27 protein-coding genes and 1 pseudogene are annotated in these 26,061 nt (G+C 63.2%); 13 read left to right on the top strand and 15 right to left on the bottom strand.

From position 1 onward, the window contains the following. Positions 1 to 24: 24 nt before the first annotated feature. The 3 genes and pseudogenes from FJ423_RS09705 to FJ423_RS09695 form a co-directional block, all read right to left on the bottom strand. On the bottom strand, positions 25 to 450 hold the full coding sequence (locus FJ423_RS09705) for an OsmC family protein (protein ID WP_140841187.1): 426 nt from the start codon (positions 448 to 450) through the stop codon (positions 25 to 27). A gap of 83 nt (positions 451 to 533) precedes the next feature. After that, positions 534 to 931: pseudogene (locus tag FJ423_RS09700) on the bottom strand (DUF2306 domain-containing protein). Positions 932 to 965: 34 nt separating this feature from the next. Beyond that, a complete protein-coding gene (locus FJ423_RS09695) occupies positions 966 to 1,481 on the bottom strand; it encodes a single-stranded DNA-binding protein (protein WP_140841185.1) in 516 nt (171 codons plus the stop codon). 236 nt (positions 1,482 to 1,717) lie between these two features. On the opposite strand from FJ423_RS09695, the gene FJ423_RS09690 reads away from it, so the two are divergent. The 9 genes from FJ423_RS09690 (at position 1,718) to FJ423_RS09650 (ending at position 10,188) form a co-directional block, all read left to right on the top strand. Continuing rightward, the gene (locus FJ423_RS09690; RefSeq protein ID WP_095765290.1) at positions 1,718 to 2,032 is read left to right on the top strand and encodes a metalloregulator ArsR/SmtB family transcription factor; all 315 of its coding nucleotides are present in this window, start codon (positions 1,718 to 1,720) and stop codon (positions 2,030 to 2,032) included. Then, positions 2,029 to 2,502, top strand: coding sequence for an SRPBCC domain-containing protein (locus FJ423_RS09685; protein ID WP_140841183.1), 474 nt, complete (start codon positions 2,029 to 2,031; stop codon positions 2,500 to 2,502). Before FJ423_RS09690 ends, FJ423_RS09685 begins: the two co-directional genes overlap by 4 nt. A 27-nt stretch (positions 2,503 to 2,529) precedes the next feature. Next, positions 2,530 to 3,132 carry an ATP-dependent Clp protease proteolytic subunit gene (locus FJ423_RS09680; protein ID WP_095765288.1) on the top strand — a complete coding sequence of 201 codons (603 nt, stop codon included), beginning with the start codon at positions 2,530 to 2,532 and terminating at the stop codon, positions 3,130 to 3,132. A gap of 75 nt (positions 3,133 to 3,207) precedes the next feature. Next, positions 3,208 to 3,486 carry a hypothetical protein gene (locus FJ423_RS09675; RefSeq protein ID WP_140841181.1) on the top strand — a complete coding sequence of 93 codons (279 nt, stop codon included), beginning with the start codon at positions 3,208 to 3,210 and terminating at the stop codon, positions 3,484 to 3,486. 798 nt (positions 3,487 to 4,284) lie between these two features. Next, positions 4,285 to 7,206, top strand: coding sequence for an excinuclease ABC subunit UvrA (uvrA, locus tag FJ423_RS09670; protein ID WP_095765286.1), 2,922 nt, complete (start codon positions 4,285 to 4,287; stop codon positions 7,204 to 7,206). Positions 7,207 to 7,234: 28 nt separating this feature from the next. Next, a complete protein-coding gene (locus FJ423_RS09665) occupies positions 7,235 to 7,699 on the top strand; it encodes a GNAT family N-acetyltransferase (protein WP_140841179.1) in 465 nt (154 codons plus the stop codon). A gap of 23 nt (positions 7,700 to 7,722) precedes the next feature. Next, the gene (locus FJ423_RS09660; protein WP_140841476.1) at positions 7,723 to 8,529 is read left to right on the top strand and encodes a DUF72 domain-containing protein; all 807 of its coding nucleotides are present in this window, start codon (positions 7,723 to 7,725) and stop codon (positions 8,527 to 8,529) included. A 142-nt stretch (positions 8,530 to 8,671) separates the two neighbouring features. Beyond that, the gene (locus FJ423_RS09655; protein WP_140841177.1) at positions 8,672 to 8,929 is read left to right on the top strand and encodes a hypothetical protein; all 258 of its coding nucleotides are present in this window, start codon (positions 8,672 to 8,674) and stop codon (positions 8,927 to 8,929) included. 113 nt (positions 8,930 to 9,042) lie between these two features. After that, a complete protein-coding gene (locus FJ423_RS09650; protein ID WP_140841474.1) occupies positions 9,043 to 10,188 on the top strand; it encodes a GGDEF domain-containing protein in 1,146 nt (381 codons plus the stop codon). A gap of 23 nt (positions 10,189 to 10,211) precedes the next feature. On the opposite strand, the gene FJ423_RS09645 is transcribed toward FJ423_RS09650, so the two are convergent. From FJ423_RS09645 to urtA, 6 genes are all read right to left on the bottom strand, one after another. Then, entirely contained in the window at positions 10,212 to 10,388 is a 177-nt protein-coding gene (locus tag FJ423_RS09645) for a hypothetical protein (protein WP_095765283.1), read from the bottom strand. A 265-nt stretch (positions 10,389 to 10,653) separates the two neighbouring features. Next, positions 10,654 to 11,349 carry an urea ABC transporter ATP-binding subunit UrtE gene (gene urtE, locus FJ423_RS09640; protein WP_140841175.1) on the bottom strand — a complete coding sequence of 232 codons (696 nt, stop codon included), beginning with the start codon at positions 11,347 to 11,349 and terminating at the stop codon, positions 10,654 to 10,656. 70 nt (positions 11,350 to 11,419) lie between these two features. Then, positions 11,420 to 12,166, bottom strand: a complete 747-nt coding sequence (gene urtD, locus FJ423_RS09635; RefSeq protein WP_140841173.1) for an urea ABC transporter ATP-binding protein UrtD — start codon at positions 12,164 to 12,166, stop codon at positions 11,420 to 11,422. 6 nt (positions 12,167 to 12,172) lie between these two features. Further along, a complete protein-coding gene (gene urtC / locus FJ423_RS09630) occupies positions 12,173 to 13,399 on the bottom strand; it encodes an urea ABC transporter permease subunit UrtC (RefSeq protein WP_140841171.1) in 1,227 nt (408 codons plus the stop codon). After that, on the bottom strand, positions 13,396 to 15,012 hold the full coding sequence (urtB, locus tag FJ423_RS09625; protein WP_140841169.1) for an urea ABC transporter permease subunit UrtB: 1,617 nt from the start codon (positions 15,010 to 15,012) through the stop codon (positions 13,396 to 13,398). Before urtB ends, urtC begins: the two co-directional genes overlap by 4 nt. Before the next feature lie 180 nt (positions 15,013 to 15,192). Further along, positions 15,193 to 16,503, bottom strand: a complete 1,311-nt coding sequence (urtA, locus tag FJ423_RS09620; protein WP_140841167.1) for an urea ABC transporter substrate-binding protein — start codon at positions 16,501 to 16,503, stop codon at positions 15,193 to 15,195. Between the two features lie 306 nt (positions 16,504 to 16,809). Between urtA and FJ423_RS09615 the strand changes: the two genes are divergently transcribed. Beyond that, positions 16,810 to 17,199 carry a hypothetical protein gene (locus tag FJ423_RS09615; protein WP_140841165.1) on the top strand — a complete coding sequence of 130 codons (390 nt, stop codon included), beginning with the start codon at positions 16,810 to 16,812 and terminating at the stop codon, positions 17,197 to 17,199. A gap of 58 nt (positions 17,200 to 17,257) precedes the next feature. Here the strand turns inward: FJ423_RS09615 and FJ423_RS09610 are convergent, their stop codons facing one another. The 3 genes from FJ423_RS09610 to FJ423_RS09600 form a co-directional block, all read right to left on the bottom strand. Next, positions 17,258 to 18,829 carry a GMC family oxidoreductase gene (locus tag FJ423_RS09610; RefSeq protein ID WP_140841163.1) on the bottom strand — a complete coding sequence of 524 codons (1,572 nt, stop codon included), beginning with the start codon at positions 18,827 to 18,829 and terminating at the stop codon, positions 17,258 to 17,260. 48 nt (positions 18,830 to 18,877) lie between these two features. Next, positions 18,878 to 19,426: a gluconate 2-dehydrogenase subunit 3 family protein gene (locus FJ423_RS09605; RefSeq protein WP_140841161.1), complete on the bottom strand. Its 549-nt coding sequence runs from the start codon at positions 19,424 to 19,426 to the stop codon at positions 18,878 to 18,880. Between the two features lie 74 nt (positions 19,427 to 19,500). Next, positions 19,501 to 19,896 carry a VOC family protein gene (locus FJ423_RS09600; protein WP_140841159.1) on the bottom strand — a complete coding sequence of 132 codons (396 nt, stop codon included), beginning with the start codon at positions 19,894 to 19,896 and terminating at the stop codon, positions 19,501 to 19,503. Positions 19,897 to 20,135: 239 nt separating this feature from the next. On the opposite strand from FJ423_RS09600, the gene FJ423_RS09595 reads away from it, so the two are divergent. Beyond that, positions 20,136 to 20,441: a ribbon-helix-helix domain-containing protein gene (locus FJ423_RS09595; RefSeq protein ID WP_095765274.1), complete on the top strand. Its 306-nt coding sequence runs from the start codon at positions 20,136 to 20,138 to the stop codon at positions 20,439 to 20,441. Here FJ423_RS09595 and FJ423_RS09590 read toward each other — a convergent pair. Further along, complete coding sequence (locus FJ423_RS09590) at positions 20,438 to 21,148, bottom strand: DeoD-type purine-nucleoside phosphorylase (RefSeq protein WP_140841157.1); 711 nt, start codon at positions 21,146 to 21,148, stop codon at positions 20,438 to 20,440. The two genes, FJ423_RS09595 and FJ423_RS09590, sit on opposite strands and share 4 nt — an antisense overlap. A gap of 104 nt (positions 21,149 to 21,252) precedes the next feature. Then, the gene (locus tag FJ423_RS09585) at positions 21,253 to 23,838 is read right to left on the bottom strand and encodes an ATP-binding protein (protein ID WP_140841155.1); all 2,586 of its coding nucleotides are present in this window, start codon (positions 23,836 to 23,838) and stop codon (positions 21,253 to 21,255) included. 211 nt (positions 23,839 to 24,049) lie between these two features. Between FJ423_RS09585 and FJ423_RS09580 the strand changes: the two genes are divergently transcribed. Next, positions 24,050 to 24,769, top strand: a complete 720-nt coding sequence (locus FJ423_RS09580; RefSeq protein ID WP_140841153.1) for a flagellar biosynthetic protein FliO — start codon at positions 24,050 to 24,052, stop codon at positions 24,767 to 24,769. 117 nt (positions 24,770 to 24,886) lie between these two features. On the opposite strand, the gene dksA is transcribed toward FJ423_RS09580, so the two are convergent. Next, positions 24,887 to 25,303 carry an RNA polymerase-binding protein DksA gene (gene dksA, locus FJ423_RS09575; protein WP_095765270.1) on the bottom strand — a complete coding sequence of 139 codons (417 nt, stop codon included), beginning with the start codon at positions 25,301 to 25,303 and terminating at the stop codon, positions 24,887 to 24,889. A gap of 246 nt (positions 25,304 to 25,549) precedes the next feature. On the opposite strand from dksA, the gene FJ423_RS09570 reads away from it, so the two are divergent. After that, positions 25,550 to 26,053, top strand: coding sequence for a histidine phosphatase family protein (locus FJ423_RS09570; RefSeq protein WP_140841151.1), 504 nt, complete (start codon positions 25,550 to 25,552; stop codon positions 26,051 to 26,053). Positions 26,054 to 26,061 lie beyond the last annotated feature (8 nt).

Raw genomic sequence — 26,061 nt, 5'->3', positions numbered from 1 at the left:
GCCTACTGCCTACTGCCTACTGCCTCACTTCGCCGCCGTCTCGACCACCTCGAAATCATGCGTGATGGTCGCCGTCTTGGCCATCATGGCTGAAGCCGAGCAGTATTTTTCGATCGACAGATCGATCGCGCGTTTCACCTTGTCGTGCGACAGGGCTCTGCCCTTGACGATGAAATGCATGTGGATGCGGGTGAACACCTTTGGATCGGCTTCGGCTCGGTCGGCGTCGAGCTCGACCACGCAATCCTCGACCGCCTCCCGGCCCTTCTCGAGGATGTGCACGACATCATAGGCCGAGCAGCCGCCGGTGCCGATCAGCACCAGTTCCATCGGGCTCGGTCCCGGCGTCTTGCCTTCCGGCCTGTGCGCCGTGCCCAGCACGACCTTGTGGCCGCTGCCGGACTCGCCGACGAAGGTGCGTTCCTCGACCCATTTGATGCGTGCTTTCACGTTGACCTTCCTTGAGAAATTGCCGTCCGCCAACGCGTGTTGATATTCAGGTCAGGCCGGCCTCACCTGAATATCAACACGCCTTACTGGCCGAACACAACGGCGTGCATGATCCGGCCGGCAGCAGCGTGAAGATGCCGGCGCCGACCAGCGCGAACAGATAGAGCTTGATCATGGCGCCGCGATGCGCGGTTACCTTATGCGTGTGCGCGTACCAGGCCGCCAGCGGCACGGTGACCAGCACCAGGATCGACAACAGATGGATCGGGCTGAACGAACCGACGAGCCGGATCTGCTGGATCCAGAAGCTCGATATGGCGATGACCAGCATCAACGCCACGCAGGTGTAGCCCAGCACACGATGACGCACAGTACCTTTCGGCAGCGCCAACTGGGCGCCGCCGATGGCCAAAGCGGCGAAGGCCGCGAATGCATGCCACGGAATGGGAGGCGACGCCGACAGAAGCGGTCCGAGCGACATCACGCCTTCCCCTCAGATGGCCGTTTCGAGACGCTTAGAACGGGATCTCGTCGTCCAGCTCGCGTGACGAGCCGCCGCCCCTGGAGCCGCCACTGCCGCCGCGGTTGAAGCTTTCATTCGGGCTGGACTGGCCGAAATCCGAGCCTCGGCTGTTGCCGCCACCGGAATAATTGCCGACCTGGCCGCCGCCGCCCTCGCCGCGCGCGTCGAGCATCTGCAACTCGCCTCGGAATTTCTGCAGCACGACCTCGGTGGTGTATTTGTCGGCACCGGTCTGGTCCTGCCATTTGCGGGTCTGCAGCTGACCCTCGACATAGACCTTCATGCCCTTCTTCAAATACTGCTCGGCCACCTTGGCGAGCTGGTCGTTGAAAATGACGACGTTATGCCACTCGGTCTTTTCCTTACGCTCGCCCGAGTTCTTGTCGCGCCAGCTTTCCGACGTGGCGATGCGAATGTTGACGACCGGATCACCGGAATTCAGGCGGCGGATTTCAGGATCCGCTCCGAGATTGCCGACCAGAATGACCTTGTTGACGCTACCCGCCATCTTACTTCTCCGCGCTCATCCGAAACAAATTTCAAGTCGCTCACCTTATAGCCTGCGGGTCGTCGCCGCCCGCAAAAGGCTGGCTTTTCCCACAAGGTTTTTGTTCTCTTTTCGTTCTAGTCATAGCTGAACTTTCTGTCAAGGAATGTCAGCAAAGGCAGGAGTGGACGTGCATTCTGATATGGCGATCAAATAGAAGCTTGCCAAATCGATAAGTATCGACTTATGCTTCTGCCATGATCGAAGCAGAGATTTTCCGCGCTCTGGCCGACCCGACGCGACGCGCGGTTTACGAGCGGCTGACCGCTGGCGAGATGAGCGTGAGCGAGCTGCGCGCCGGCATGAGGGTGTCCCAGCCGGCGGTCTCGCAGCACCTTGCCGTATTGCGCGGCGCCGGCCTGGTGGTCGAGCGGCGCGCCGGCCGCAACGCATATTATCGCGCCGATCCGCAAGGGCTCGACCCGCTGCTCGGCTGGATCGAACGCTACCGCGCCTTCTGGCCGGAACGCATCGAGAAGTTGAAGACGGTTCTGAAGGGAATGGACCAATGACGGCAACCGAAAACCCGATTGTCAACGAAGCGCCGCTCAGCTTCGAATGCGACCTCCCTGAGCCGCCGGAAAAGGTCTGGCGGGCGCTGACCGAGCCGGAACTGCTCGCCGCCTGGATGATGCCGAACGACATCAAGCCGGAAGCCGGCAGCCGCTTCGCCTTTGCCGGACCGGATGCGCCGATCGAATGCGAGGTGCTCGAGGCCGAGCCCGGCAGGCTGCTGCGCTATTCCTGGCGCGAAAAACCTGGTGCTGACGACGGCGGGCTTCCACCCTTCGACAGTGTCGTCACCTTCACGCTTGCCGGCACGGCCTCGGGCGGCACACATCTCAGCATCGTGCATGACGGCTTCGTGCCGGTCGCACAGCCTCTTATCGCTGTTTCCGGCGCCGGCTGCGGGCTTTCGCTCGACGCGCGCAAGAACCCGACCGCCGCCAATGCGCCCTGCATGATGCTGCGCGCGGCCTGATCAAAAAGAGGACCGAGGAAACCCGTCATGAGCATTGCCAATCTGGTGCCGATGGTCATCGAGCAATCGAGCCGCGGCGAGCGTTCCTTCGATATCTTTTCGCGGCTGCTGCGCGAGCGCATCGTCTTTATCAATGGCGAGATCAACGACAACGTCTCGGCTCTGGTTTGCGCACAGCTCCTGTCGCTGGAATCGGACCACCCCGACAAGGAGATCTCGCTTTACATCAACTCGCCGGGCGGCATGGTGACCAGCGGCTTCGCCATCTACGACACGATGCAGTACATCTCCTGCCCGGTGTCGACGGTCTGCATGGGCTTTGCCGCCTCGATGGGCTCCTTCCTGCTGATGGCCGGCGCGCCGGGGCGGCGGATCGCGCTGCCCAACACAAGGATCGTGCTGCATCAGCCGCTGGGCGGCTTTCAGGGCCAGGCCTCAGACATCCAGCGCCATGCCGAGGACATCGTGCGTACCAAGCAGCATATGACCGAGCTCTACGCCAAGCATTGCGGCCGGACCTACGAGGAGGTCGAGCGCACGCTCGATCGCGATTACTTCATGAGCGCCGCGGAAGCCAAGACTTGGGGCCTTGTCGACCACGTCTACGACACGCGCAAGAAAGCGGCCTGACGTTGCGGGCAGGCGCGCGGCAAATTGATCGCCGCGCGTCTGGCATTGGCCTAGCCGCGTCCCTATAGTCCGCGCATGATCAGGTCCGTTCAGCCCAGACATCTATGCGCCGCCCTCGCCGCGCTTGCCGGCGCGCTGATGGCCGGCGCCGCCCTTGCCGACGACAGTTCGGCGCAGAAACTGCCTGGCGTCAGCGGCGACTACCGCATCGCCAAGCCGGCGCCGCAGCCGGAACCAAACGCGCTACCGGCCGGCAGCGACGGTTCCTTCAAGATCGGCGACACCGATGTCAGGATCGGTGGCAGCATAACGATCGATATGGCCACGGGCGGCGCTCGGATCCCGAACCATTGATCGCGAGCGGGTCAAACGCGAACACCACAAAATGTAAGCCCCGCCACTGCTTCCGCAGGTGGACGGGGCTTTCATGGATCTGATAATCCAATTTTAGCCGGGAGTGGACTGCCGGCGTTCTGTTTCGGATGCAACGCGGCGTTCAGCCGACGATCCGACTATCGTCTCTAATTGTTAAGAATCGGCAAGTCACGGTTTGTCGGGCCGGCGTTTCAAGTCTGCCCTGGCACTTATGCCCGCCGCGGCTCCATCTCAGTGTGGAGCCTCAAGGGACTGTCCGGTGGCGTCATGCTCCGCTCCTGGGTCCGTTGCGACAATGTCGTTCGAAGCGCAAATCGCTATCGCCTGCGGCGTCTCGCAGACCGCCTATTGGGCGGCGAGGCCATCGAAAGACGGCCGGCTTCGTTGACGCGTTTGAGACTGCTCCCCTGGGCCCGGGACGTCAACTGTTGAATAGTCGGTTACCGAAAAATGTGATCGCCTGGAGGTTACGTGGAGGTAAGTCGAGTGCTTCGGCACACCCAACGGCGCGTAGCTCGGCCGCGATTGGTTCCACAACGCTTGGACGATTGTTCTCACAACGCTTGAGCGATTGTTTCCACAACGCTTTGTCAGGAACGTGTTCGACCTTTGTTCTTTCCGCTTGCCCGGTCGCGCGAAAGACGGTTAAACCCATGATCGGCTTGTCCCGTCGAGATTGTGGCGTCTCTCGACGTGGCGGTGAAAATACCTACATAGGGGATGGCCGGGACAATCCCGCCAATCCAGCAAATTCCAGATCTGAGGCGGCGACCGGCGATGGCCGACCATAAATACCTTTCCATTCGCGGGGCGCGCGAACACAATCTCAAGAACGTCGATCTCGACCTGCCGCGCGACAGCCTGATCGTCATGACCGGATTGTCGGGATCCGGCAAATCGTCGCTTGCCTTCGACACCATCTATGCCGAGGGCCAGCGCCGCTACGTCGAAAGCCTGTCGGCCTATGCCCGCCAGTTCCTCGAGATGATGCAGAAGCCGGACGTCGACCAGATCGACGGCCTGTCGCCCGCCATCTCGATCGAGCAGAAGACCACCTCGCGCAACCCGCGCTCGACCGTCGGCACCGTCACCGAAATCTACGACTACATGCGCCTGCTGTTCGCGCGTGTCGGCATCCCCTATTCGCCGGCCACCGGCCTGCCGATCGAAAGCCAGACGGTTTCGCAGATGGTCGACCGCGTGCTGGCGCTGGACGAGGGCACGCGCCTGTTCCTGCTGGCGCCGATCGTGCGCGGCCGCAAGGGCGAGTACCGCAAGGAACTGCTGGAACTGCAGAAGAAGGGCTTCCAGCGCGTCAAGGTCGACGGCGTCTTCTACGAGATCGCCGACGTGCCGGCGCTCGACAAGAAATACAAGCACGACATTGACGTCGTCGTCGACCGCATCGTCGTGCGCGGCGACCTGGCCACGCGGCTCGCGGACTCGATCGAGACCGCGCTGAAGCTTGCCGAAGGTCTTGCCGTGGCCGAATTCGCCGACAAGCCGCTCGACGCCAGCCAGACCGGCGAGGATTCGGTCAACAAGTCGAAGAACGAGACGCATGAGCGCATCCTGTTCTCGGAAAAATTCGCCTGCCCGGTGTCCGGCTTCACCATTCCGGAGATCGAGCCCAGGCTGTTCTCCTTCAACAACCCGTTCGGCGCCTGCCCGACCTGCGACGGCCTTGGCAGCCAGCGCGCCATCGATCCCAACCTCGTCGTGCCGGACGAGAACGTGTCGCTGCGCGACGGCGCCATCAGCCCGTGGGCGAAATCGACCTCGCCCTATTACGCGCAGACGCTGGAAGCGCTGGGCAAGGTCTATGGTTTCAAGCTCGGCGACAAGTTCAAGGATCTGAGCGCCGAGGCCAAAGAAGCCGTGTTGCGCGGCACGGGCGAGCGCGAGATCACCTTCCAGTATGATGACGGCCTGCGCTCCTACAAGACGACCAAGACCTTCGAGGGCGTCATCCCCAATCTCGACCGGCGCTGGAAGGAAACCGAATCCGCCTGGATGCGCGAGGAGATCGAGCGCTTCATGTCGGCCACCCCCTGCCCCGCCTGCAACGGCTACCGCCTGAAGCCGGAAGCGCTGGCGGTGAAGATCGGCGGCAAGCATATCGGTGAAGTCACGGAGATGTCGATCCGCAAGGCCGACCAGTGGTTCACCGACCTGCCGGCGCAGTTGAATGACAAGCAGAACGAGATCGCGGTCCGCGTGCTGAAGGAAATCCGCGAGCGGCTGCGCTTCCTCAACGATGTCGGCCTCGACTATCTGACCTTGTCGCGCAATTCCGGCACGCTGTCGGGCGGCGAGAGCCAGCGCATCCGGCTCGCTTCGCAGATCGGCTCCGGCCTCACCGGCGTGCTCTATGTGCTGGACGAGCCGTCGATCGGCTTGCATCAGCGCGACAATGCGCGCCTGCTCGATACGCTCAAGCACCTGCGCGACATCGGCAACACGGTGATCGTCGTCGAGCATGACGAGGACGCCATCCTGCATGCCGACTATGTCGTCGACATCGGCCCGGCGGCCGGCATCCATGGCGGCCAGATCATCGCGCAAGGCACGCCGCAGCAGATCATGGCCACACCTGCCTCGATCACCGGCAAATATTTGTCGGGCGAGCTCGAAGTGGCAACGCCCGCAGTGCGGCGCGAGGCGAAGAAGAACCGGCGCATCAAGGTGGTCGGCGCGCGCGGCAACAATCTCAAGAACGTGACGGCGGAAATCCCGCTTGGCACCTTCACCGCGGTCACCGGCGTATCCGGCGGCGGCAAATCGACCTTCCTGATCGAGACGCTGTTCAAGGCGGCCTCGCGCCGCATCATGGGCTCGCGCGAGCATCCGGCCGAGCACGACCGCATCGAGGGCCTGGAATTCCTCGACAAGGTCATCGACATCGACCAGTCGCCGATCGGCCGCACGCCGCGCTCCAACCCCGCGACCTATACCGGCGCCTTCACGCCGATCCGCGACTGGTTCGCCGGCCTCCCCGAAGCCAAGGCGCGCGGCTATCAGCCGGGCCGCTTCTCCTTCAACGTCAAGGGCGGCCGCTGCGAGGCCTGCCAGGGCGACGGCGTCATCAAGATCGAGATGCACTTCCTGCCCGATGTCTACGTCACCTGCGACGTCTGCCACGGCAAGCGCTACAACCGCGAGACGCTCGACGTGCTGTTCAAGGGCAAGTCGATCGCCGACGTGCTCGACATGACGGTCGAGGAAGGCGTCGACTTCTTCTCGGCGGTGCCGGGCGTGCGCGACAAACTGGAGACGCTGAAGCAGGTCGGCCTCGGCTATATCCATATCGGCCAGCAGGCGACGACGCTCTCGGGCGGCGAGGCGCAGCGCATCAAGCTTGCCAAGGAACTGTCGCGCAAGGCGACCGGCAAGACGCTCTACATCCTCGACGAGCCGACCACGGGCCTGCACTTCCATGACGTCGCCAAGCTGCTCGAAGTGCTGCACGAGCTGGTCGACCAGGGCAACACGGTGGTGGTGATCGAGCACAATCTCGAAGTGATCAAGACCGCCGACTGGGTGCTGGACCTCGGCCCCGAAGGCGGCGACGGCGGCGGCGAGCTGGTGGCGTCCGGCACGCCGGAAGCGATCGTGCGCGAGAAGCGCAGCTACACAGGCCAGTTCCTCAAGGAGCTGCTGGAGCGGCGCCCCGGAGGCAAACGCGAAGCGGCGGAGTGAGCGCGCATTTCGTCGGAAGGGCGCTTGAATGACAATTAGAAGAGCGCTTTCCGGTGATCTTCCGGCCGTTGCCGCGGTGACGACGGCTGCCTATGCGTCCTACACCGCTCTGTTCGGCGCCCCGCCGATTCCGGTGACGGAAGACTACGCGCCGCGCATCGAGCGCGGCGAGGTCTGGCTGCTCGAAGAGGACGGAGGACTGGCCGGGCTGATCGTCCTCGAACGGCATCCCGAACACGCCATGATCTTCAGCATCGCCGTCGCGCCGGCCTTCCAAGGTAAAAAACTCGGCATCAAACTGCTCAACTTCGCCGACGAGCAGGCGCGGTTGTGGGCCGTACCGGAGGTGCGGCTTTACACCAATTCGCGGATGGAGCGGAACATCGCGCTCTATTCCGCCTACGGCTATCGGGAAACGGGTCGCCGCGCCAACCCACACCGGCCAGGATGGACCCTGGTCGACATGATGAAGTCGGTCGACCGAGCCGCCTGATCACATTTGAACAGAGGAGGACGATAATGAGCCAAGGAAAAATCCGCTCCGGCATGGGCGGCTGGACTTTCGAGCCTTGGGACACCTCCTTCTACCCGGACAAGCTCGCCAAGGCCAAGCAACTCCACTACGCCAGCCGGCAGGTCCCGACCATCGAGGTCAACGGCACTTATTATTCCAGCTTCAAGGAACCGACTTTCGCCAAGTGGGCCAACGAAGCGCCGGAGGGTTTCGTCTTCTCGCTCAAAGGCAACCGCTTCGTCACCAACCGGAGGGTGCTCGGCGAGGCCGGCGAATCGATGATGCGCTTCCTGGGCTCCGGCGTTGCCGCGCTCGGCGAGAAGCTCGGCCCGATTCTGTGGCAGTTCGCGCCGACCAAGAAATTCGACGCGGACGATTTCGAAGCCTTCCTGAAGCTGCTGCCCGAGAAGCAGGACGGTGTGCCTCTGCATCACGCGCTGGAGGTGCGCCACGACAGCTTCGTCGTGCCGGAGTTTCCAGCGCTCGCCCGAAAATACAACGCCGCGATCGTCTATGCCGATCACGCAAAATATCCGGCGATCGCCGATGTAACCGGCGACTTCGTCTATGCGCGGCTGCAGACCGGCAGCGACGACAACCCTGACTGCTACACGCCGAAAGGCCTCGACGAATGGGCGGGACGGGTGAAGACCTGGGCGCAAGGCAAGCAGCCCGCCGACCTGCCGCGCGCCGATCCCAAGACCGATGCGCCGGTCAAGCCGCGCGACGTGTTCGTCTACTTCATCACCGAGGGCAAGGTGCGCGCGCCGTTCGGCGCCATGGCACTGATGAAGCGGGTGACCGATTGAAGGGGCGAGCTCCGCCGGAACTTACGGGGCATCTTGACCGTTTTGCCTTTCTCGCCGGGAGCCGGTTTTCACAGCGGTTGAGCTTTCGCGGAACCACGGCCCAGGCTCCGGTATCGGGGGAGCCCAAAGAAAGCGAGGTGATATGGCTGTCATCCTCATCGGGGCATTGCTCATTGTCGCCGGCATTGTGTACATGGCCGGCGCGGTCCTCAGGCGCGGGAAACTTAGCGATCCGGCAGCTGCAGCCTCGGATCGCCGGGTGCCAAACCTTACAACGCCTGGCCCGACGCTTGAGCCACGCCGGCGCGGCCTCGGTTTCCTCGGCCTGTCACAGAACTGGCCGGGTCTGCTGATGATGGGGGTCGGCATCATCCTGCTGTTGTTGGTGGCGGTCCTCTGACGCCGCGGAATTATGGCATCTTCACCGCTATCGTAACGTAATCGATACTTCCTTGCTGCACTAATAGAACGCACGGCAGGTTGCAGAGACCCGGCGGCGGCAAGGGCGAGTGCATGCTTCTCGACTACAATTCATTGCTGCTGGCCGTCGGCTTCTCCGCCGCCTGCCTCAGCCTCACCCTGTTCGGAACCTGGCTGACCGCCCGTTCCGACAGGTTCCTGCTGACCTGGGCGACCAGCGTGCTGGTGGTGGTGGCGGAGGTTTTTGTCTATGACGCCTATATCGATGCGCCCGGAACAGCCCTCGGCATCCTGGCGCTGGCGCTGCTGCTGTTCGGCTTCTCGGTGATGCTGGGCGCCGCCCACCAGTTCCGGACCGGCCGCTCGCCGCTGCCGCGCATCACGCTTGGCACTGCCATCTCCTTTGCGCTGGCGTTACCGCCAATGGCGCTCGGCTATGACGGTCTGGGCTTCATGCTTGAGAATTTCCTTGCCGCGCTGCTCCTATTCGGCACCGCGCATGAATATTGGAAGGGTCGCGAGGAGGCACCGGCGCAACTCGTGGGCGTGGCGCTGCTCTATTCATTGACCGCTGTTTCCTTCGTGCTTTGCGCGGCCGTGCTGGCTTGGGACGGCAAGCTCATCCTCGGCCACGCGCCGAGCAACTGGGCGGAGGATCTGAGCTTGGTCATCGTCATCGCCTCGATGACCGGCATCGGCGCGCTGTCGCTGGCGCTCAACCAGGGGCGGCTCGCGCGCCACCACAAGCATGAGGCCGAGACCGACGTGCTGACCGGGCTGCTCAACCGCCGCGCGTTGTTCGACCTGCACGGCAAGACGCCCGTCAGCGCTTTCACGGCGGTGGTGGTGTTCGACCTCGACGGCTTCAAGGCGATCAACGACCAATTCGGCCACGCCGCCGGCGACGAGGTGCTCAAGGTTTTTGCCCAAGTGCTTTCCGCCGACCTGCGCCCGAACGACTCCGTCGCCCGCATGGGTGGCGAGGAATTTGCCATGGTGTTGAAGCGCACTTTGCCCGAGACAGCCGAGGCGACGGCCGAACGCGTCCGGGCCGCGTTCGCCGCGCGCACGGTCGAGACCGAGACCGGACCGCTGCGCTGCACGGTCAGCGCGGGCTTCGCATTTGGCAGCAGGGATGGCATGAGCTTCGACAAGGTGCTCAGCGCCGCCGATAAGGCGCTCTATGCCGCCAAGCGCGGCGGCCGCAACCGCGTCCTGGATTTTCGCCGCGCCGGTTGAGTTTTAGCGCCGCGTGCAAACTCTCAATGGTGTGAGATTACTTCGTTGAAGGCGTCGAGATCGACGTAGAAAACCTTGGTGATCTCATCCAGGAGATGATCTTCGTCATAGCCTTGCGACATCAGGATGTTGATCGCGGTCATGATGTCGACGCGCTCGGTGAGGCGCCGCTTTTGGTAGTCCTCGACAAAACGTTCCATCGCCATCCCCTGGCAAGATTCTTTTTGGACGCATTGACCGACAATCACTGCGGGGAAAGCTAGGTGGATTGGCTTGCGTGGAACTTGCGGACGGAGTCCGCGCCTTCCCCCTCATTCGCAACCGATACGGAAAGCGGCCGACTCACCAGGGCCAAGAAAAGACTAGCATGCGGTATTCAACGCGCCAGAGCTCGGCCTGGCCAGCGGAGAGAAATACTGGGATTGCTGCCGTCTCGCGATGTCGACCGAAGTCGAGCAAACGATTCTAGACTGTCAGAAACTTCCGCACATCCGCCCGGTCCAGGTCTTCGGCGGGGCCGGTATGCACGATCTGGCCGCGATCCATGATGTTGACCTCGTCGGCAAGTTCCCGGCAGAAGTCGAGATACTGCTCGACCAGAAGCACGGCGATCCCCGCCTGGTCGCGGAGATAGCGGATGGCGCGGCCGATATCCTTGATGATGGACGGCTGGATGCCTTCGGTCGGCTCGTCGAGCACCAGGAGCTTGGGCCGCATCACCAGCGCGCGGCCGATGGCAAGTTGCTGCTGCTGGCCGCCGGAGAGATCGCCGCCGCGGCGGCCGAGCATCTGCTTCAAGACCGGAAACAGCTCGAAGACATAGGCCGGAATGTTGCGGTCGGCGCGCCTCAACGGCGCGAAGCCGGACTCCAGGTTTTCGCGCACCGTGAGCAGCGGAAAGACTTCCCTGCCCTGCGGCACGAATGCGATGCCCGACCGGGCGCGATCATACGCCGCGCTCCGGTCGAGCGCCTTCCCCTCGAAGGCAACGCTTCCGCTCGTCAGCCGGTGATGGCCGACGATCGATCTCATCAAACTGGTTTTGCCGACGCCGTTGCGGCCGAGCACGCAGGTAATCTTGCCGGCGCCGGCTTTCAGCGAAACGCCGCGCAGCGCCTGGGCGGCGCCGTAATGCAGCGTGGCATTGGAGACCTCGAGCATGGTCAGCCCCTTCTCCAGCGCTTCAGGAAAGCGAAATCGAAACGGTGGAAGGGAACCCGCCAGACCATGCTCACCGCCCCAGATAGACTTCGACGACGCGCTCGTCGGCCGAAACGAAATCGAGCGTGCCTTCCGACAGCACAGAGCCCTCGTGCAGGCAGGTGACCTTGACGCCGAGCTCGCGCACGAAATGCATGTCGTGCTCGACGACGATCACCGAATGGTCGCGGGCGATGTCCTTGAGCAGACGCGCGGTCTCCTCGGTTTCCGCATCGGTCATGCCGGCGACAGGCTCGTCGACGAGCAAAAGCTTTGGGTCCTGCGCCAGGAGCATGCCGATCTCCAGCCACTGCTTCTGGCCATGGCTGAGATTGGCGGCGAGCTCACCGCGCTTGTCGCCGAGACGGATGATACCGAGGATATCGTCGATGCGCCGCGTCTCGGCCGCCGAACGGCGATGGAACAGCGCGGGAAAGATCGAGCGCGGCCCTTTTAGCGCCAGCATGAGATTGTCCTCGACGCTGTGGCTCTCGAAGACGGTCGGCTTTTGGAACTTGCGGCCAATGCCCATCATGGCGATCTCGGCCTCGTCATGCCGCGTGAGATCCACCTCGCCGTCGAAGAACACCTCGCCCTCGTCCGGCCGCGTCTTGCCGGTGACGATGTCCATCATCGTTGTCTTGCCGGCGCCGTTGGGCCCGATGATCGCGCGCATTTCGCCCTTGTCGAGCACCAGCGACAGGTTGTTGATAGCGCGAAAGCCATCGAAGGAAACCGAGACGCCGTCGAGATAAAGGATGGTGTTCGACTTGCTCATGATCGTTCACTCCGCCGGCTGCGGCTCGGCGCCGGTGGCAGACCAGGCGCCGGGCGTCGTCGCCGCCGAGCGCATGATCTTCGGCTGCGGCGGCTCCTCGGGATCGGCGCCGGCTTCCGCCGCAAGCGAAGCTGAGCGCCGCGCCTTGGCCTGGCTGCGCCAGGCATCCCACATGCCGACGATGCCTTTGGGCAAAAGCAGCGTGACGGCGACGAACAGGCCACCCAGGGCGAACAGCCAGAATTCCGGCAGCACGCCGGTAAACCAGGATTTGCCGGCGTTGACCAGCAGCGCGCCGAGGATCGGGCCGACAATGGTGCCGCGCCCGCCGACAGCGGTCCAGATCACCACCTCGATCGAGTTGGACGGCTCGAATTCGCCGGGATTGATGATGCCGACCTGCGGCACGTAAAGCGCGCCGGCGATGCCGGCCATGATAGCCGAGACCGTGAAGGCGAACAGCTTGACGTTCTCCGCCCGCCAGCCGAGGAAACGGGTGCGGCTTTCGGCGTCGCGCACCGCCATCAGGAGCTTGCCGTATTTTGAGCGCACGATCGCAGCGGTGACGAAGACGGCGAGCGCCAGCGTAACGGCGCTGGCCGCAAACAGCGCCGAGCGCGTAGCGTCGGCCTGGACGCTGAAGCCGAGTATATCCTTGAAATCGGTCAGGCCGTTGTTGCCGCCAAAACCCATGTCGTTGCGGAAGAAGGCGAGCAGCAGCGCATAGGTCATCGCCTGGGTGATGATCGAAAGATAGACGCCGGTGACGCGGCTGCGGAAGGCGAACCAGCCGAAGACGAAGGCGAGCAGGCCGGGCACGGCCAGCACCATGAGCGCCGCGAACCAGAAATGATCGAAGCCGTACCAGAACCAGGGCAGCTGCTTGTAGTTCAGGAACACCATGAAGTCCGGCAGGATGGGATTGCCGTAGACGCCGCGCGAGCCGATCTGGCGCATCAGATACATGCCCATCGCATAGCCGCCAAGCGCGAAGAAGGCGCCGTGGCCGAGCGAAAGGATGCCGCAATAGCCCCAGACCAGGTCGAGCGCCAGCGCCAGCAGCGCGTAGCAGAGATATTTGCCAATCAGCGCCACGATGTAAGGCGGGATGTAGAAGGCGCTTTGCGGCGAGACCGCCAGGTCGAGCAGGGGCACGATGATGGCGGCGGCCAGCAGGACGAAGATGGCAATGCCGATGCGGCGATCGGCGGAAAGGAAGCGCTGCGCGATCATGCTTCCACCGCCCTGCCCTTCAGCGCGAACAGGCCGCGCGGACGCTTCTGGATGAACAGGATGATCAGCACCAGAACGACGATCTTGCCGAGCACCGCGCCGGCATAGGGCTCGAGGAACTTGTTGATGATGCCGAGCGAGAAGGCGCCGACCAGCGTCCCCCACAGATTGCCGACGCCGCCGAAGACCACGACCATGAAACTGTCGATGATGTAGCCGCGGCCGAGATTGGGCGAGACATTGTCGATCTGGCTGAGCGCCACGCCCGCGATCCCGGCGATGCCCGAGCCCAACGCAAAGGTCAGCGCGTCGACCCAAGGCGTCCTGATGCCCATCGAGGCGGCCATGCGGCGGTTGGCGGTGACGGCGCGCATCTGCAGCCCCCAGGGCGTGCGCTTCATGACGTAGAGCAGCACACCGAACACGGCGAACGCGAACACCAAGATCCACAGCCGGTTCCAGGTGATGGCCAGCTGGCCGACATCGAACGAACCCGACATCCAGGACGGATTGCCGACCTCCTGGTTGGTCGGCCCGAAGATGGTGCGCACCGCCTGCTGCAGGACCAGCGAGACGCCCCAGGTGGCCAGAAGCGTTTCCAGCGGGCGGCCATAGAGGAGGCGGATGATGCCGCGTTCGATTGCAAGGCCGACCAGCCCCGCGACAAGGAAGGCGAGCGGCAGCGCGATCACCAGCGACCAGTCGAACAGGCCCGGAAACGAGGTGCGGATAACTTGCTGGACGACGAAGGTGGTGTAGGCGCCGAGCATCACCATCTCGCCATGCGCCATGTTGATGACGCCCATGACGCCGAAGGTGATGGCAAGCCCGATCGCCGCAAGCAGCAGCACCGATCCCAGCGAAATGCCGTACCAGATGTTCTGGCCCGCATCCCACAAAGCCAGCTTGGAGTTGATCTTGCCGATCGCGGCGGCTGCCGCCTCCTTGACCGCGCCCTGGGCGTTCGCCTCAACTGAGGTGAGCAGCGAGAGCGCGTCGCGATCACCACGCGCGGCGACGACCGAGATCGCCGCGAGCTTATCGGCTTCGGGCTTGTCGGAAACCAGAACCGATGCCGCGCGCGCCTGCTCGAACAGGGCCTTGACGCCGGGATCGATTTCGGCGGCGATTGCGGCATCCAGCGGCCCGATGTTCGCCGCATCGGGCGTCTTGAACATCGTCATTGCCGCGGCAAGACGCACGCTTGCGTCCTTGGCGCGCAAGGTCAGCGTACCTAGGGCATCGCGGATCGTGCGGCGCAGGCTGTTGTTGACCTTGATCTTGGTGAGATCGGCCTTGGCCGCTTCGGCGGCGTTCTCGCCGCTCAGCGGATCGAGCAGCTCGATGCTGTCGCCGCTCTCCTTGCCGACAAAAACCTGGGAATCGGCCTTGCGGATGTAGAGATTGCCGTCGGCCAGCGCCGAAAGCGGCCGCTCGACGGCGGGATCGCCGCTCGCGGCAAGCTCGCGCACGACGGCCTCGGTAGCCGAGAAGCCGGTTGCAGCTGCGAATTTGCCGATCGATGCGCGAAGGTCGGCCTCAGCCGCCTTCGACGGCGTCAGTCCAGCCATCGTCAGCAGCAACATCAGACCGATTGCGCGCAGCAGCAGCATCGTCGTTTTCAAGCAGCTTTCTCAAGCAATTCCAGGAAAAGTGTGAAGCGGTTTTCCGTCCGGAATTGCGCAAAACTAGGTTTCAGGGGTCTTGCCCGGGCGGGTCAGGAACCTGCCCGGGCCGTGGTCTCTGATCGCGGGGCCACTCCGCGATCCGAGACCTGGGATCACGGACCGGGATCAGTTGGTGCCCTTGCCGCCGCACTTTCCGGTAGCGACGTTGAAGTTGCCGCAGGACAGAGGCGCGCGCCAATCGGAGATCAGGTCCTTGGAATCCGGCAGGTAGTCGGACCATTCGTCGCCCATGACGAGGCCGGGCGTTTGCGAGACGGTCTCGAACTGGCCGTCGGCCTGGATCTCGCCGATCAGCACCGGCTTGGTGATGTGGTGGTTGGGCATCATCGTCGAATAGCCGCCGGTCAGGTTCGGCACCGAAACGCCGACCATGGCGTCGATGACCTTGTCGGGATCGGTGGTGCCGGCCTTCTCGACCGCCTTCACCCACATGTTGAAGCCGATATAGTGGGCTTCCATCGGGTCGTTGGTGGTGCGCTTGTCGTTCTTGATGAACTTGTGCCAGTTGTCGATGAACTTCTTGTTCGCCGGCGTGTCGATGCTTTCAAAGTAGTTCCAGGCGGCGAGATGGCCGACCAGAGGGCCGGTGTCGAGGCCGGCCAGCTCTTCCTCGCCGACCGAGAAGGCCATGACCGGAATGTCCTCGGCCTTGACGCCCTGGTTGCCGAGCTCCTTATAGAACGGCACGTTGGCGTCGCCGTTGACGGTCGACACCACGGCCGTCTTCTTGCCGGCCGAGCCGAATTTCTTGATCGCCGAGACCTCGGTCTGCCAGTCGGAGAAGCCGAACGGCGTGTAGTTGACCATGATGTCCTCGGCCGGCACGCCCTTCGACTTGAGATAGGCTTCGAGGATCTTGTTGGTGGTGCGCGGATAGACATAGTCGGTGCCTTCAAGCACCCAGCGCTTCACCGAGCCGCCATCGGCGCTCATCAGGTAATCGACGGCCGGAATGGCCTGCTGGTTCGGCGCCGCACCGGTGTAGAAGACGTTGCGCTCGCTCTCCTCGCCCTCATACTGGACGGGATAGAACAGGATATTGTCGAGTTCCGAGAACACCGGCAGAACCGATTTGCGCGACACCGAAGTCCAGCAGCCGAACACAGCCGCGACCTTGTCCTTCGAGATCAGCTCGCGCGCCTTTTCGGCGAAGAGCGGCCAGTTGGACGCCGGATCGACCACCACGGCTTCCAGTTTCTTGCCGAGCAGGCCGCCCTTGGCGTTTTGCTCGTCGATCAGCATCAGCATGACGTCTTTCAGCGTCGTCTCCGAAATCGCCATGGTCCCCGACAGCGAATGGAGGATACCGACCTTGATCGTGTCCTCAGCCGCCTTGGCGGAAGCTGAAGCCAGCAGACCAGCCGCGACGACGCCGGCGGACAGGATTTTTGTTATTTTCGCGAAGTTACCCCTCATATGACACACTCCCAAGCTGGTTGTTTTGCATCGCAATATTAGCGGTGCAAGCGACGTGCCAGATAGGAATGCGCTGAACTGCTTTTCGGGATAATGCAGTGATTACAGTCGGTTATCTGATAGCGTGCAACTGTCGCCTCTACTGCAACGCGGCAGGATTGAGAAAAGTTTACGCACCTCTGCCTAGATTTTGCCCAAATTGTAAAAATGCCTATGGTTTCACCACACAGGCAAGGATAGCTTTGTCGGCCCTGTTGCGGGCTCATGGCGAAATGGGGCAAGGTCGCCGTGCAAACGAGCGACGTCATGGCCCTGCGAACAATCCTGGCTTTCCTGCTTCTTGTGTCCGCCGTCGGCGGCGCCCGCGCCGATTTTGCCGACGGCAAGCTACCGGACGGCGTCTATCACTGCGAGGTCTACCTGCTCGGCCTGTTCCTCAACCTGGGCGACATCACCATCAAGGGCAGCCTCTATAGCGGCCCGGTGACCTTCGGCGCCGCGCCGCCGCCTTACAATTACCAGATGAATCCCAATGGCGAGATCACCTGGCTCGGTCCGCTCGGCGGCTACACCAGCGGCGGCAATTCGGTCTCGATGACCCAGGCGACCTTGGATGACCCGAGCGGTCCTTCGTTCGACATCATCATGAAACAGCAGGACGGCGCCTTCACAGCCTCGACCTGCACCAAAAGATAGCCCGCATAAAAAAGGCGCGGAACCCGTTTGGGTCCCGCGCCAGCAGGCAGTCGGGAGGTCAGATCGTTTTCGCCGACATCTGGGCGGCGATGTAGTCAGCCTGGCGGATCGCCAGCGTCACGATGGTCAGCGTCGGGTTCTCCGCCGCACCCGTGGTGAACTGGCTGCCGTCTGAGATGAACAGGTTCTTGATATCGTGCGACTGGCCGTGCTTGTTGACGACGCCGTCCTCCGGCTTTTCGCTCATCCGGTTGGTGCCGAGATTGTGGGTCGAAGGATAAGGCGGCGTCGGGAAGGTCCGCGTCGCGCCGACCGCGGCGTAGAGCGCCTGGCCTTGGCTGTAGGCATGGTTGCGCATGGCCTCGTCGTTCGGATGGTCATCGAAATGGACGTCGGCGATCGGCATGCCGTGCTCGTCCTTCTCGTCCTTGTGCAGCGTGATGCGGTTCTCTTCGCGCGGCATATCCTCGCCGACGATCCACAGGCCCGCCATATGGTCGTAATGGTCGAGCGCCGTGGTGAAGGAGCGGCCCCAGCCGCCGGGGTTGAGAAAGGCCGCCATGAATGGCAGGCCGAGCGACAGCGTCTCCATCTCATAGCCGCCGACGAAGCCACGCGACGGATCGTGGCGCGCCTCGTCGCGGATGATGCCGGCCATGGTGGTGCCGCGATACATATGCACCGGCTTGTCGAAAATGGCATAGACCGAGCCGGTGGTGTGGCGCATGTAGTTCTTGCCTACCTGTCCCGACGAGTTGGCGAGCCCGTGCGGGAATTTCGATGATTCCGAATTGAGCAACAGGCGCGGGCTCTCGATCGAATTGCCGGCGACGGCGACGATGCGGGCTTTCTGCTCCTGCAGCTTGCCGTCCTTGTCGGCATAGACGACGCCGGTCACCTTGCCGGAGGCGTCATGATTGATCTTGATTGCCATCGAGTTCGGCCGCACCTCCAGATGCCCGGTCGCCTCGCCCTTCGGGATCTCGGTGTAGAGCGTCGACCATTTGGCGCCCCATTTGCAGCCCTGGAAGCAGAAGCCGGTCTGCTGGCAGGAATTGCGGTCGTCGCGCTCCACCGAATTGATGGCCATGTTGCCGGTATGGCATTCCTTGTAGCCGAGCTTGTCGGCGCCGGCCTTGAGCACCTTGAAATTGTTGTTGCCCGGCAGCCGCGGCCAATTGTTGGTGCCGGTGACACCCATCTTGGCTTCGGCCTTGGCGTAATACGGCTCCATCTCGGCCAGCGTCACCGGCCAATCGAGGAGGTTGGCGCCCTTGACCTTGCCGTAGGTCGTGGCCGCCTTGAACTCGTGCTCCTGGAAGCGCAGCGAGGCGCCGGCCCAGTGCGTGGTCGAGCCGCCGACCGACTTGACGATCCAGGCCGGCAGGTTCGGAAAATCCTTGGCCACGCGCCAGTCGCCCGAAGTGGTGCGCTTGTCCTTCCAGGCGAACTGGGCGAACGACTCCCACTCGTCGTTGGTGAAGTCCTCATATTCGTGGCGTGCGCCCGCCTCGAGGATGATGACGTCGATGCCTTTCTGGGCGAGCTCGTTGCCGAGCGTGCCGCCGCCCGCGCCCGAGCCGATGATGACGACCACGCCGTCATTGTTGAGATCAAATTGTGCTGCCATGGTTTCCTCCCATGAAATCTGTCGAAAAGCGGTTCGTGACAGAGCGGCCTACAGCCACTCGATGTCGTTGAAGCCGCGCGCGATATAGCCGCCCTTGGAGTAGGACTCGCCTTCATAGCCGAAGATCGGCCACACCTCCTTCTGGTTGTAGAGGCTGACGACAAGACCGCCGCGCACCGCCTGGAAGAACGGCGTCTTCTCGATACCGGTGAGGAGCGCCACCCGCTGCTCTTCCCAGCCAAGCCCGCGATAGCCGCCCTTGCCAGCCTTCTTGTCGAGCTCGGCGATGCCTTTCTCGATCAGCTCCTTGTGGGCAGGGTGCTTGGCGGCCGTCTCGTCATGGCCCTTGACGGCAATGGCGTAATATTTGTCCGGCACCTGGTCGTGCGGGTAGATGTCGCGCGCCACCTGGATCAGCGTCGCCATCGTTTCGGGCTTCAGCGCCGAGGTTTCGAGACCCCAGGCGTGTTCGGGGCTGATGACGGCGCTGCCGGAGATGATGAGCAGCGCGCCCGCGCCGCCACGTTTCAGAAGCTCGCGCCTAGATAGTCCGGCCTTTCTCTCATAACCCGGTTTCTTCTCGTAGACTGTAACCATGATTTTCCTCCCTGCTTGCTGTTCGCACCCCTGAGAGTGCCGTTGCTGGCGCCGCGCCTCTCCGCGGCCTATCCCTACTGGAAGCGCCCTCCCCGCTGCAGGACCTCGATCTTGTAGCCGTCGGGATCCTCGATGAAGAAGAAGCGGGCGATCAGCGCCCCGTCGTGATTGAACTCGACAATCTTCTTCGGGTTGAGACCGAGCGCGCCGATCCGATCGTGTTCGCTGTCGAGATCGGCGACCGAGACGGCGAGATGGCCGTAGCCGTCGCCAAGCGCGTAGGGCTCGGTGCGTCCCTTGTTCACGGTCAGCTCCACCTCGAAAGGCGAACTCTCATTGCTGAGATAGATCAGCGTGAAGGTCTCGAAATCGAGCCGCTGGGCGACGTCGAGGCCGAAGGCCTTGTTGTAGAAGTCGACGGAGCGCGCTTCGTCGAGAACCCTGATCATGGAATGGATCGTCTTCGCCAAATCGGACTCCGTGAGCTCTCATGCTTTCGAAGCCGATTATGCGCGCCGGCGAAAAATGGTGGTGGCAGCCGATTACCACGCGTGGAGCAGGAAAACGGCTAGTGTCGCTCCAATTCTAAGGACGAAAGTCCGATTGCCGTCGGCGGCTATCGGATCGAAAATGACCAACGCAGGCAGTGTTCAAAAAGGCGCCAGCCAACCCAATCGGCGCCCAAGACAAACAACAACGGGAGGTACCGATGTGCAGAGTCTTCGCCGGGCAGGACCCGGAAGGCTACCGGCAGATCAACAGGTCGATCCGCATCGACGGCCATTCGACCAGCATCCAGCTCGAAGCGACATTCTGGGGTCTTCTTGACGAGATCGCCGACAGCCAGGGACTGACGACCCCGAAATTCATCTCGAAGCTCTATGACGAGGCGATCGAGATCAACGGCCAGATCCCGAACTTCGCTTCCATGCTGCGCACGACCTGCGCGCTCTATTTGCGCGGCCATCGTCCCAGCGCCGAAGACCAGGCCGCATTGAAGCAGGAAGCCGCCTAACTGCTCTCGACTGCGACTTCGAGCGCCAGCCGGGTCATGTCGGTGAAAAGCGCCTGGCGCTCCGAATCGTCGATCAGCTCGCCGGTGGCGACATGGTCGACGACGGTCAGCAGCGACAGCGCTCGAGCGCCGAACTGTGCCGCAATCCGATAGAGGGCGCTGGTTTCCATATCGACGGCCAACGCCCCCAGCGCCATCGGCTCGTCAAACCGAGCGCGGCCATCGGGATGGTGGAAGACGTCGCTGCAGATCGTCAGTCCGGCGCTGCAGGCGATACCGAGATCGGCGGCGCATTGCAGCACCCGCGCATGCAGCGCCGGGTCCGGCCCCGCCGGCTGGTAAAGCCCGAACACTTGCCCGCTGATTGCACTCTCGGCCCGCACCTCGCTGGAGATGACGACGCCGCGCGAAGGCACGTTTTCCGACAAGCCGCCGCATGTGCCGGTGCGGATCAGCGTTTTGACACCGTAATACTCCATCAGCTCAAAGGCATAAATCAGGAAAGACGGCGCCCCTATCCCGGTCGCCTGGATGCTGACCGGCTTGCCGCGGAACCGGCCGGTGAAGCCCAGCGCGCCCCTTCGGCGGTTCACGCAGCGCGGCGCCTCGAGAAACATCTCCGCCATCCATTGCGCGCGCTCGGGATCGCCCGGCAACAGCACCGTTTCGGCATAGTCCCCCCGGCCCGCCTCGATATGCGGCGTCACGCGCTACCACCCCTGATAGACCCATCCGGCGACCATCATGGCAGGACTGCCGCAATGCGCAAGCTCTGGCTTATTTAGAGCAATCCAAGGAAGCGCTGAACGCCCTAGGATTCCAGCACGTCCTTGACGATCGTCGCCAGTTGCTTGAGCGAAAACGGTTTCGGCAGGAAACCGAAATGCGCCTCGGCCGGCAGGTTCTTCGCAAACGCGTCCTCGGCATAGCCCGAAACGAACACGAACTTGATGTCCGGCTGGCGTTTGCGCAGCTCGCCGAGCAATGTCGGCCCGTCCATCTCCGGCATCACCACGTCGGACACGACGATATCGACCTTGCCGCCGAGCGCCTCGAACACTTCAAGCGCCTCGACGCCGGACGACGCCTCGTGCACGGTATAGCCGCGCGAGGTCAGCGCCCTGACGCCGCCCATGCGCACGGCATCTTCGTCCTCGACCAGAAGCACCGTGGCGGAGCCGGAAAGATCTTTTGCGGTATCGGCGGTCTTGGCCGGAGCAGTCGCCGCTGTCGACGGCGCCTCGCCAGGCTCGGCCTGCTTCTTCACCTCGGCGATGTGGCGCGGCAGGAAGATACGGAACACCGTGCCCTTGCCGACTTCGGAATCGCAGAAGATGAAGCCGCCGGTCTGCTTGATGATGCCGTAGACCATGGACAGGCCGAGGCCGGTGCCCTTGCCCACTTCTTTGGTTGTGAAGAAGGGCTCGAAGATCTTTTTCAGCACCTCTGGCTCAATGCCGCTGCCGGTGTCCTCGACGTCGACGAGCACATAGTCGGCCGGCGTCAATTCGCGGTAGGCGAAGGATTTGCACTCGTCGGCGGTGACGTTGCGGGTGCGCACGGTGAGATCGCCGCCGCTCGGCATGGCATCGCGCGCATTGACGGCGAGATTGACCACCACCTGCTCGAACTGGCCGATATCGACCTTGACCGGCCACAGGTCACGGCCGTGGTCGATCTTCAGCTTAATGTCGTTGCCGACGAGGCGCGCGAGCAGCATCCTGAGATCGGCCAGAACATCGGTCAGGTTGAGCACTTCCGGCCGCAGCGTCTGCTTGCGCGAGAAGGCGAGCAATTGCCGCACGAGCGAGGCCGCCCGGTTGGCGTTCTGCTTGATGTTCATGATGTCGGGGAAGGACGGGTCCGACGGCCGGTGGTTGGTCAAGAGAAGGTCGGACGCCATGATGATGGCGGTCAGCACGTTGTTGAAGTCGTGCGCGATACCGCCGGCGAGCTGGCCGACTGCCTGCATCTTCTGGCTCTGCGCCATCTGGCCCTCGAGCGCCTTCTGCTCGGTGGTCTCGACCGCGTAGACGATCGCCGCCTCCTCGGCGCCTTCGCTGCCCGCGCTGTCGGCGACGGCATTGACGTAGAAGCGGATGTGGCGCTCCTCATTGCCGGGCAGGACGGAATCGATCGGCTCGATATTGGCCTGCCGCTGCCGCGCCTTCTCGAAGGCGGCGGCGAATGCCGGCCGGTCGCGCTCGTGGACGATGGTCTCGAACCGCACCCGCCGGTCGACGGCGTCGCGGTCGACCACGGACGAAAACAGCTGCAGGAACGGCGCATTGGTGCGCAGGATGCGCCCGTTCGCATCGACGCCGGCAATGGCCATCGGCGTCGAGTTGAAGAAGCGGGTGAAGCGAACCTCGGAGGCCCGCAGCTCCGCGGAAGCGTCCTCGCCCTGGGTGCGGTTGAGCACGATCGTGCGGGTCGGGCCGTTCACGCCTTCGCGGCTCGCCGAAACCCGGTGCATGAAGCGCACCGGCAGCGCCTGGCCGCTCATCGTGGTGAGGTCGAGGTCGATGACCGCGTTGCGGGTGGTACCGGGGTCGGCCTTGACCGAGCGGACCAGCGCCATGCCGTCGCCGGCGATGATTTCCGGCAGCGTGATGGCGCCCGGCGTGAAGGAGGCAAGGTCGATGCCCAGCCACTCGGCGAGCGTGGCGTTGATATAGGTGACGCGGCCTTCCTGGTCGGCCGAGAAGAATCCGGCCGGGGCATGGTCCAGATGGTCTATGGCTTTCTGCAGGTCGAGGAAGAAACGTTCCTGCTCCGCCCGTTCCTGCGAGATGTCGGCCAGCTGCCAGGCCAGCATCGGCAGCCTTTGCCCGGGCATGCTGAAGGCGCGGGCGCGAGCGCGGTACCAGCGCGCGCCCGGCTCAGCGCCTGGTTTGATCGACTGCGCCAGCCGGAACTCGCCGTCGCCAGCCTGGCCGTCGCGCAGGCCCGACGCCAGCCGGTAGATCGTCATCGAGGCCTCGGGAACATCCGACAACAGCCCTTCGACGGTCTTGAGATCGGCGGCCGAGGCAGCACCCGTCATGTCTGCATAGGCGCGGTTGGCGTAGACGACGCGCCCCTTTGTGTCGGTGACCAGCAGGCCCTGCGACATGGAGTCGACGAAGGCTTTTGACAATTCGTCGCCGGTCGACCGCGGTGCGATCTGCACAAAGCCGATCGCGGTCGCGAACAGGAAGCCGACGCCGATCATGGCGAGCACACCGAGCATGCCGAGCAGGAATGGATCGCCGAGACGCTCGCGGAAAAGTCCGAAGACGATCGCGGCGCCGGTCAAGACGACGATGAAGACGATGAGCCTGGTGACGGCGCCCGGACGCGTGTTCTGGTCGACGATCGGTACCGGATAGAAATCGCCGCGCGCTTCCTTGGCCATGTTCCCCCTGCTCGTGATTCCGGTGTCCGACGGGCACGGACGGCCGGTTGAATCATATTCTCCTGTAGCGGAAAAGGCCTCGGCGGCAAATGTCCGATAAAATCAACGATTCATGTTTCAAACTGTTCACGATGGATGATGTGAACTTGCGGTCGCTGGTCCCAACGGTCTAGTGTTCCCTGACTTCAAAGATGGCGATTGGGGTGCACCGATGCAGTGGCTGGATAATGTAGCGGGCCCGGGTTATGTCGCTGCAATCTTGTGGACGGTAGCGGCTCTCATCATGCTGGTTGTCGTCCTGCTCGCCATCAAGGTGGTCCGCAACCTGACGTTCGGCACCTTCGTCGCCGGCGGCAGGAACCGCAAGACGCGGCTTGCCGTGATGGATGCCACCGCTGTCGACAGCCATCGCCGGCTTGTCCTGGTGCGCCGCGACGACATCGAGCATCTGATCCTGATCGGCGGGCCGACCGATGTCGTGGTCGAGCGCGACATCAGGCTGGCGGCGCTGCGCCGCCCGGCATTGACGGGCGACGCCGGTCAGCAGCAGACAGGAGCTGCGCAACGCCCGCGCGCGCCGCAACCGGCGCCCGCACCCGCCCCCGCCAGGCCGGCGCCGCCGCCTGCCGCCCAGCCGGCTGCCGTCGCACGTCCGCGCGCGCCGGCGCCCGCACCCGCGCCCAAGCCGGCGGCGCCAAGCCAGCCGACGGCGAAGGTTATGCCGCTGCCGGGCTACGGAACGACGAACGGCAGCACCCGATATGCGCCGCCGCCCCCGAACGATTCCATCGACGACACGCTGATGCACGAGCTCGAGACCTCTCTCGACGAGACGCATTCCCAGCCGGCACCCAGCAAGCCCGCGGCCAAGCCTTCGCTCGATGACGAGATGACCAAGCTGCTTGGCGAGTTGGGCAGCCACAAGCGCTGACCGGCCACCGGCGCAAGCGAGCCTTTCGCGCCTTTGTCGGCAAAGACAATGGGAGCGCTGAAAACAAAAATGGCCGGAATTCCGGCCATTTTTGATCTTCCTGCCTGTTGGATCGCGTCAGTCGTCGCGATAGACCTTCTCGCGGCGTTCATGACGCTCCTGCGCCTCGATCGACAACGTCGCGATCGGACGCGCATCAAGCCGCTTCAGCGCGATCGGCTCCCCGGTCTCCTCGCAATAGCCGTAGGTGCCTTCGTCGATGCGCTGGAGCGCGGAGTCGATTTTCGAGATGAGCTTGCGTTGGCGATCGCGGGCGCGCAATTCGATGGCACGGTCTGTTTCGGAGGAGGCGCGATCGGCTAGGTCGGGATGATTGGCGTTTTCCTGCTGCAGGATTTCTAGGGTTTCGCGCGCTTCGCGCAGAATGTCGTTCTTCCAGGTGATAAGCTTTTGACGGAAGTACGATTTTTGCCGTTCGTTCATGAACGGCTCGTCTTCGGAGGGTACGTAATTGGCGGTAACGATATCGTTCATTCGACTCACCCAACAACCCCAAAATTTGGCGCCTATATATTCGGGGAAAAGAGCCTGCACAAGCGCTATCGGCGACAGTTTCACGCAATTGTTAGTCTTGCATCGGCAACTCCGGCGACAACGTTGTTCAACGGCAGAAAACGAATTCGCACATGATTCGTTGCAGTTGCCGGCCGACCATTGTGCATGACATCGTTCTGGTGACTAATCGCGCTTTGTCACGAACACAGCGCCATGGGGGTCCGGTTGAGCAGACTTTATCTGTTGCGGCATGCCAAAGCCGGCTGGGCGCTGCCCGGCATGCGCGATTTCGACCGCCCGCTCGACGAATCGGGCATGGCCGATGCCGAAGCGATCGGAGAGGCCATGCGGGCCCGCAACTATGTGCCGGACGTCACCCTTTGCTCCAGCGCCAAGCGGGCCAGGCAGACGCTGGAAGGCCTGGCGGGGCGCACCGACACCGGCCGGGTGCTGTTCTTCGACACGCTCTACAGCGAGGATGCGGCCGGCTATCTGGAGATCATCCGCAAAAATCGGGACGCTGGCCAGCTTCTGGTGATCGGCCACAACCCCATGACCGAAGATCTGGCCATGGCGGTGTCCGGAAATGGCGACCAGGCGGCGCGCGGCATGATGAATCACGGTTTTCCGACCTCCGGCCTTGCCGTGGTGCGCTTTCCCGGCAACCTTGCCGAAGCGGCCCAGGGCAATGGCTATCTCGAAGCTTTTCTCACGCCGGCCGATCTCTAAAGCCATTT

This window comes from Mesorhizobium sp. B2-8-9, from assembly GCF_006439475.1.
GTDB lineage: Bacteria > Pseudomonadota > Alphaproteobacteria > Rhizobiales > Rhizobiaceae > Mesorhizobium.
The sequence above is the reverse complement of the archived record's forward strand: the minus strand, read 5'-3'. Positions and strand labels throughout refer to the sequence as shown.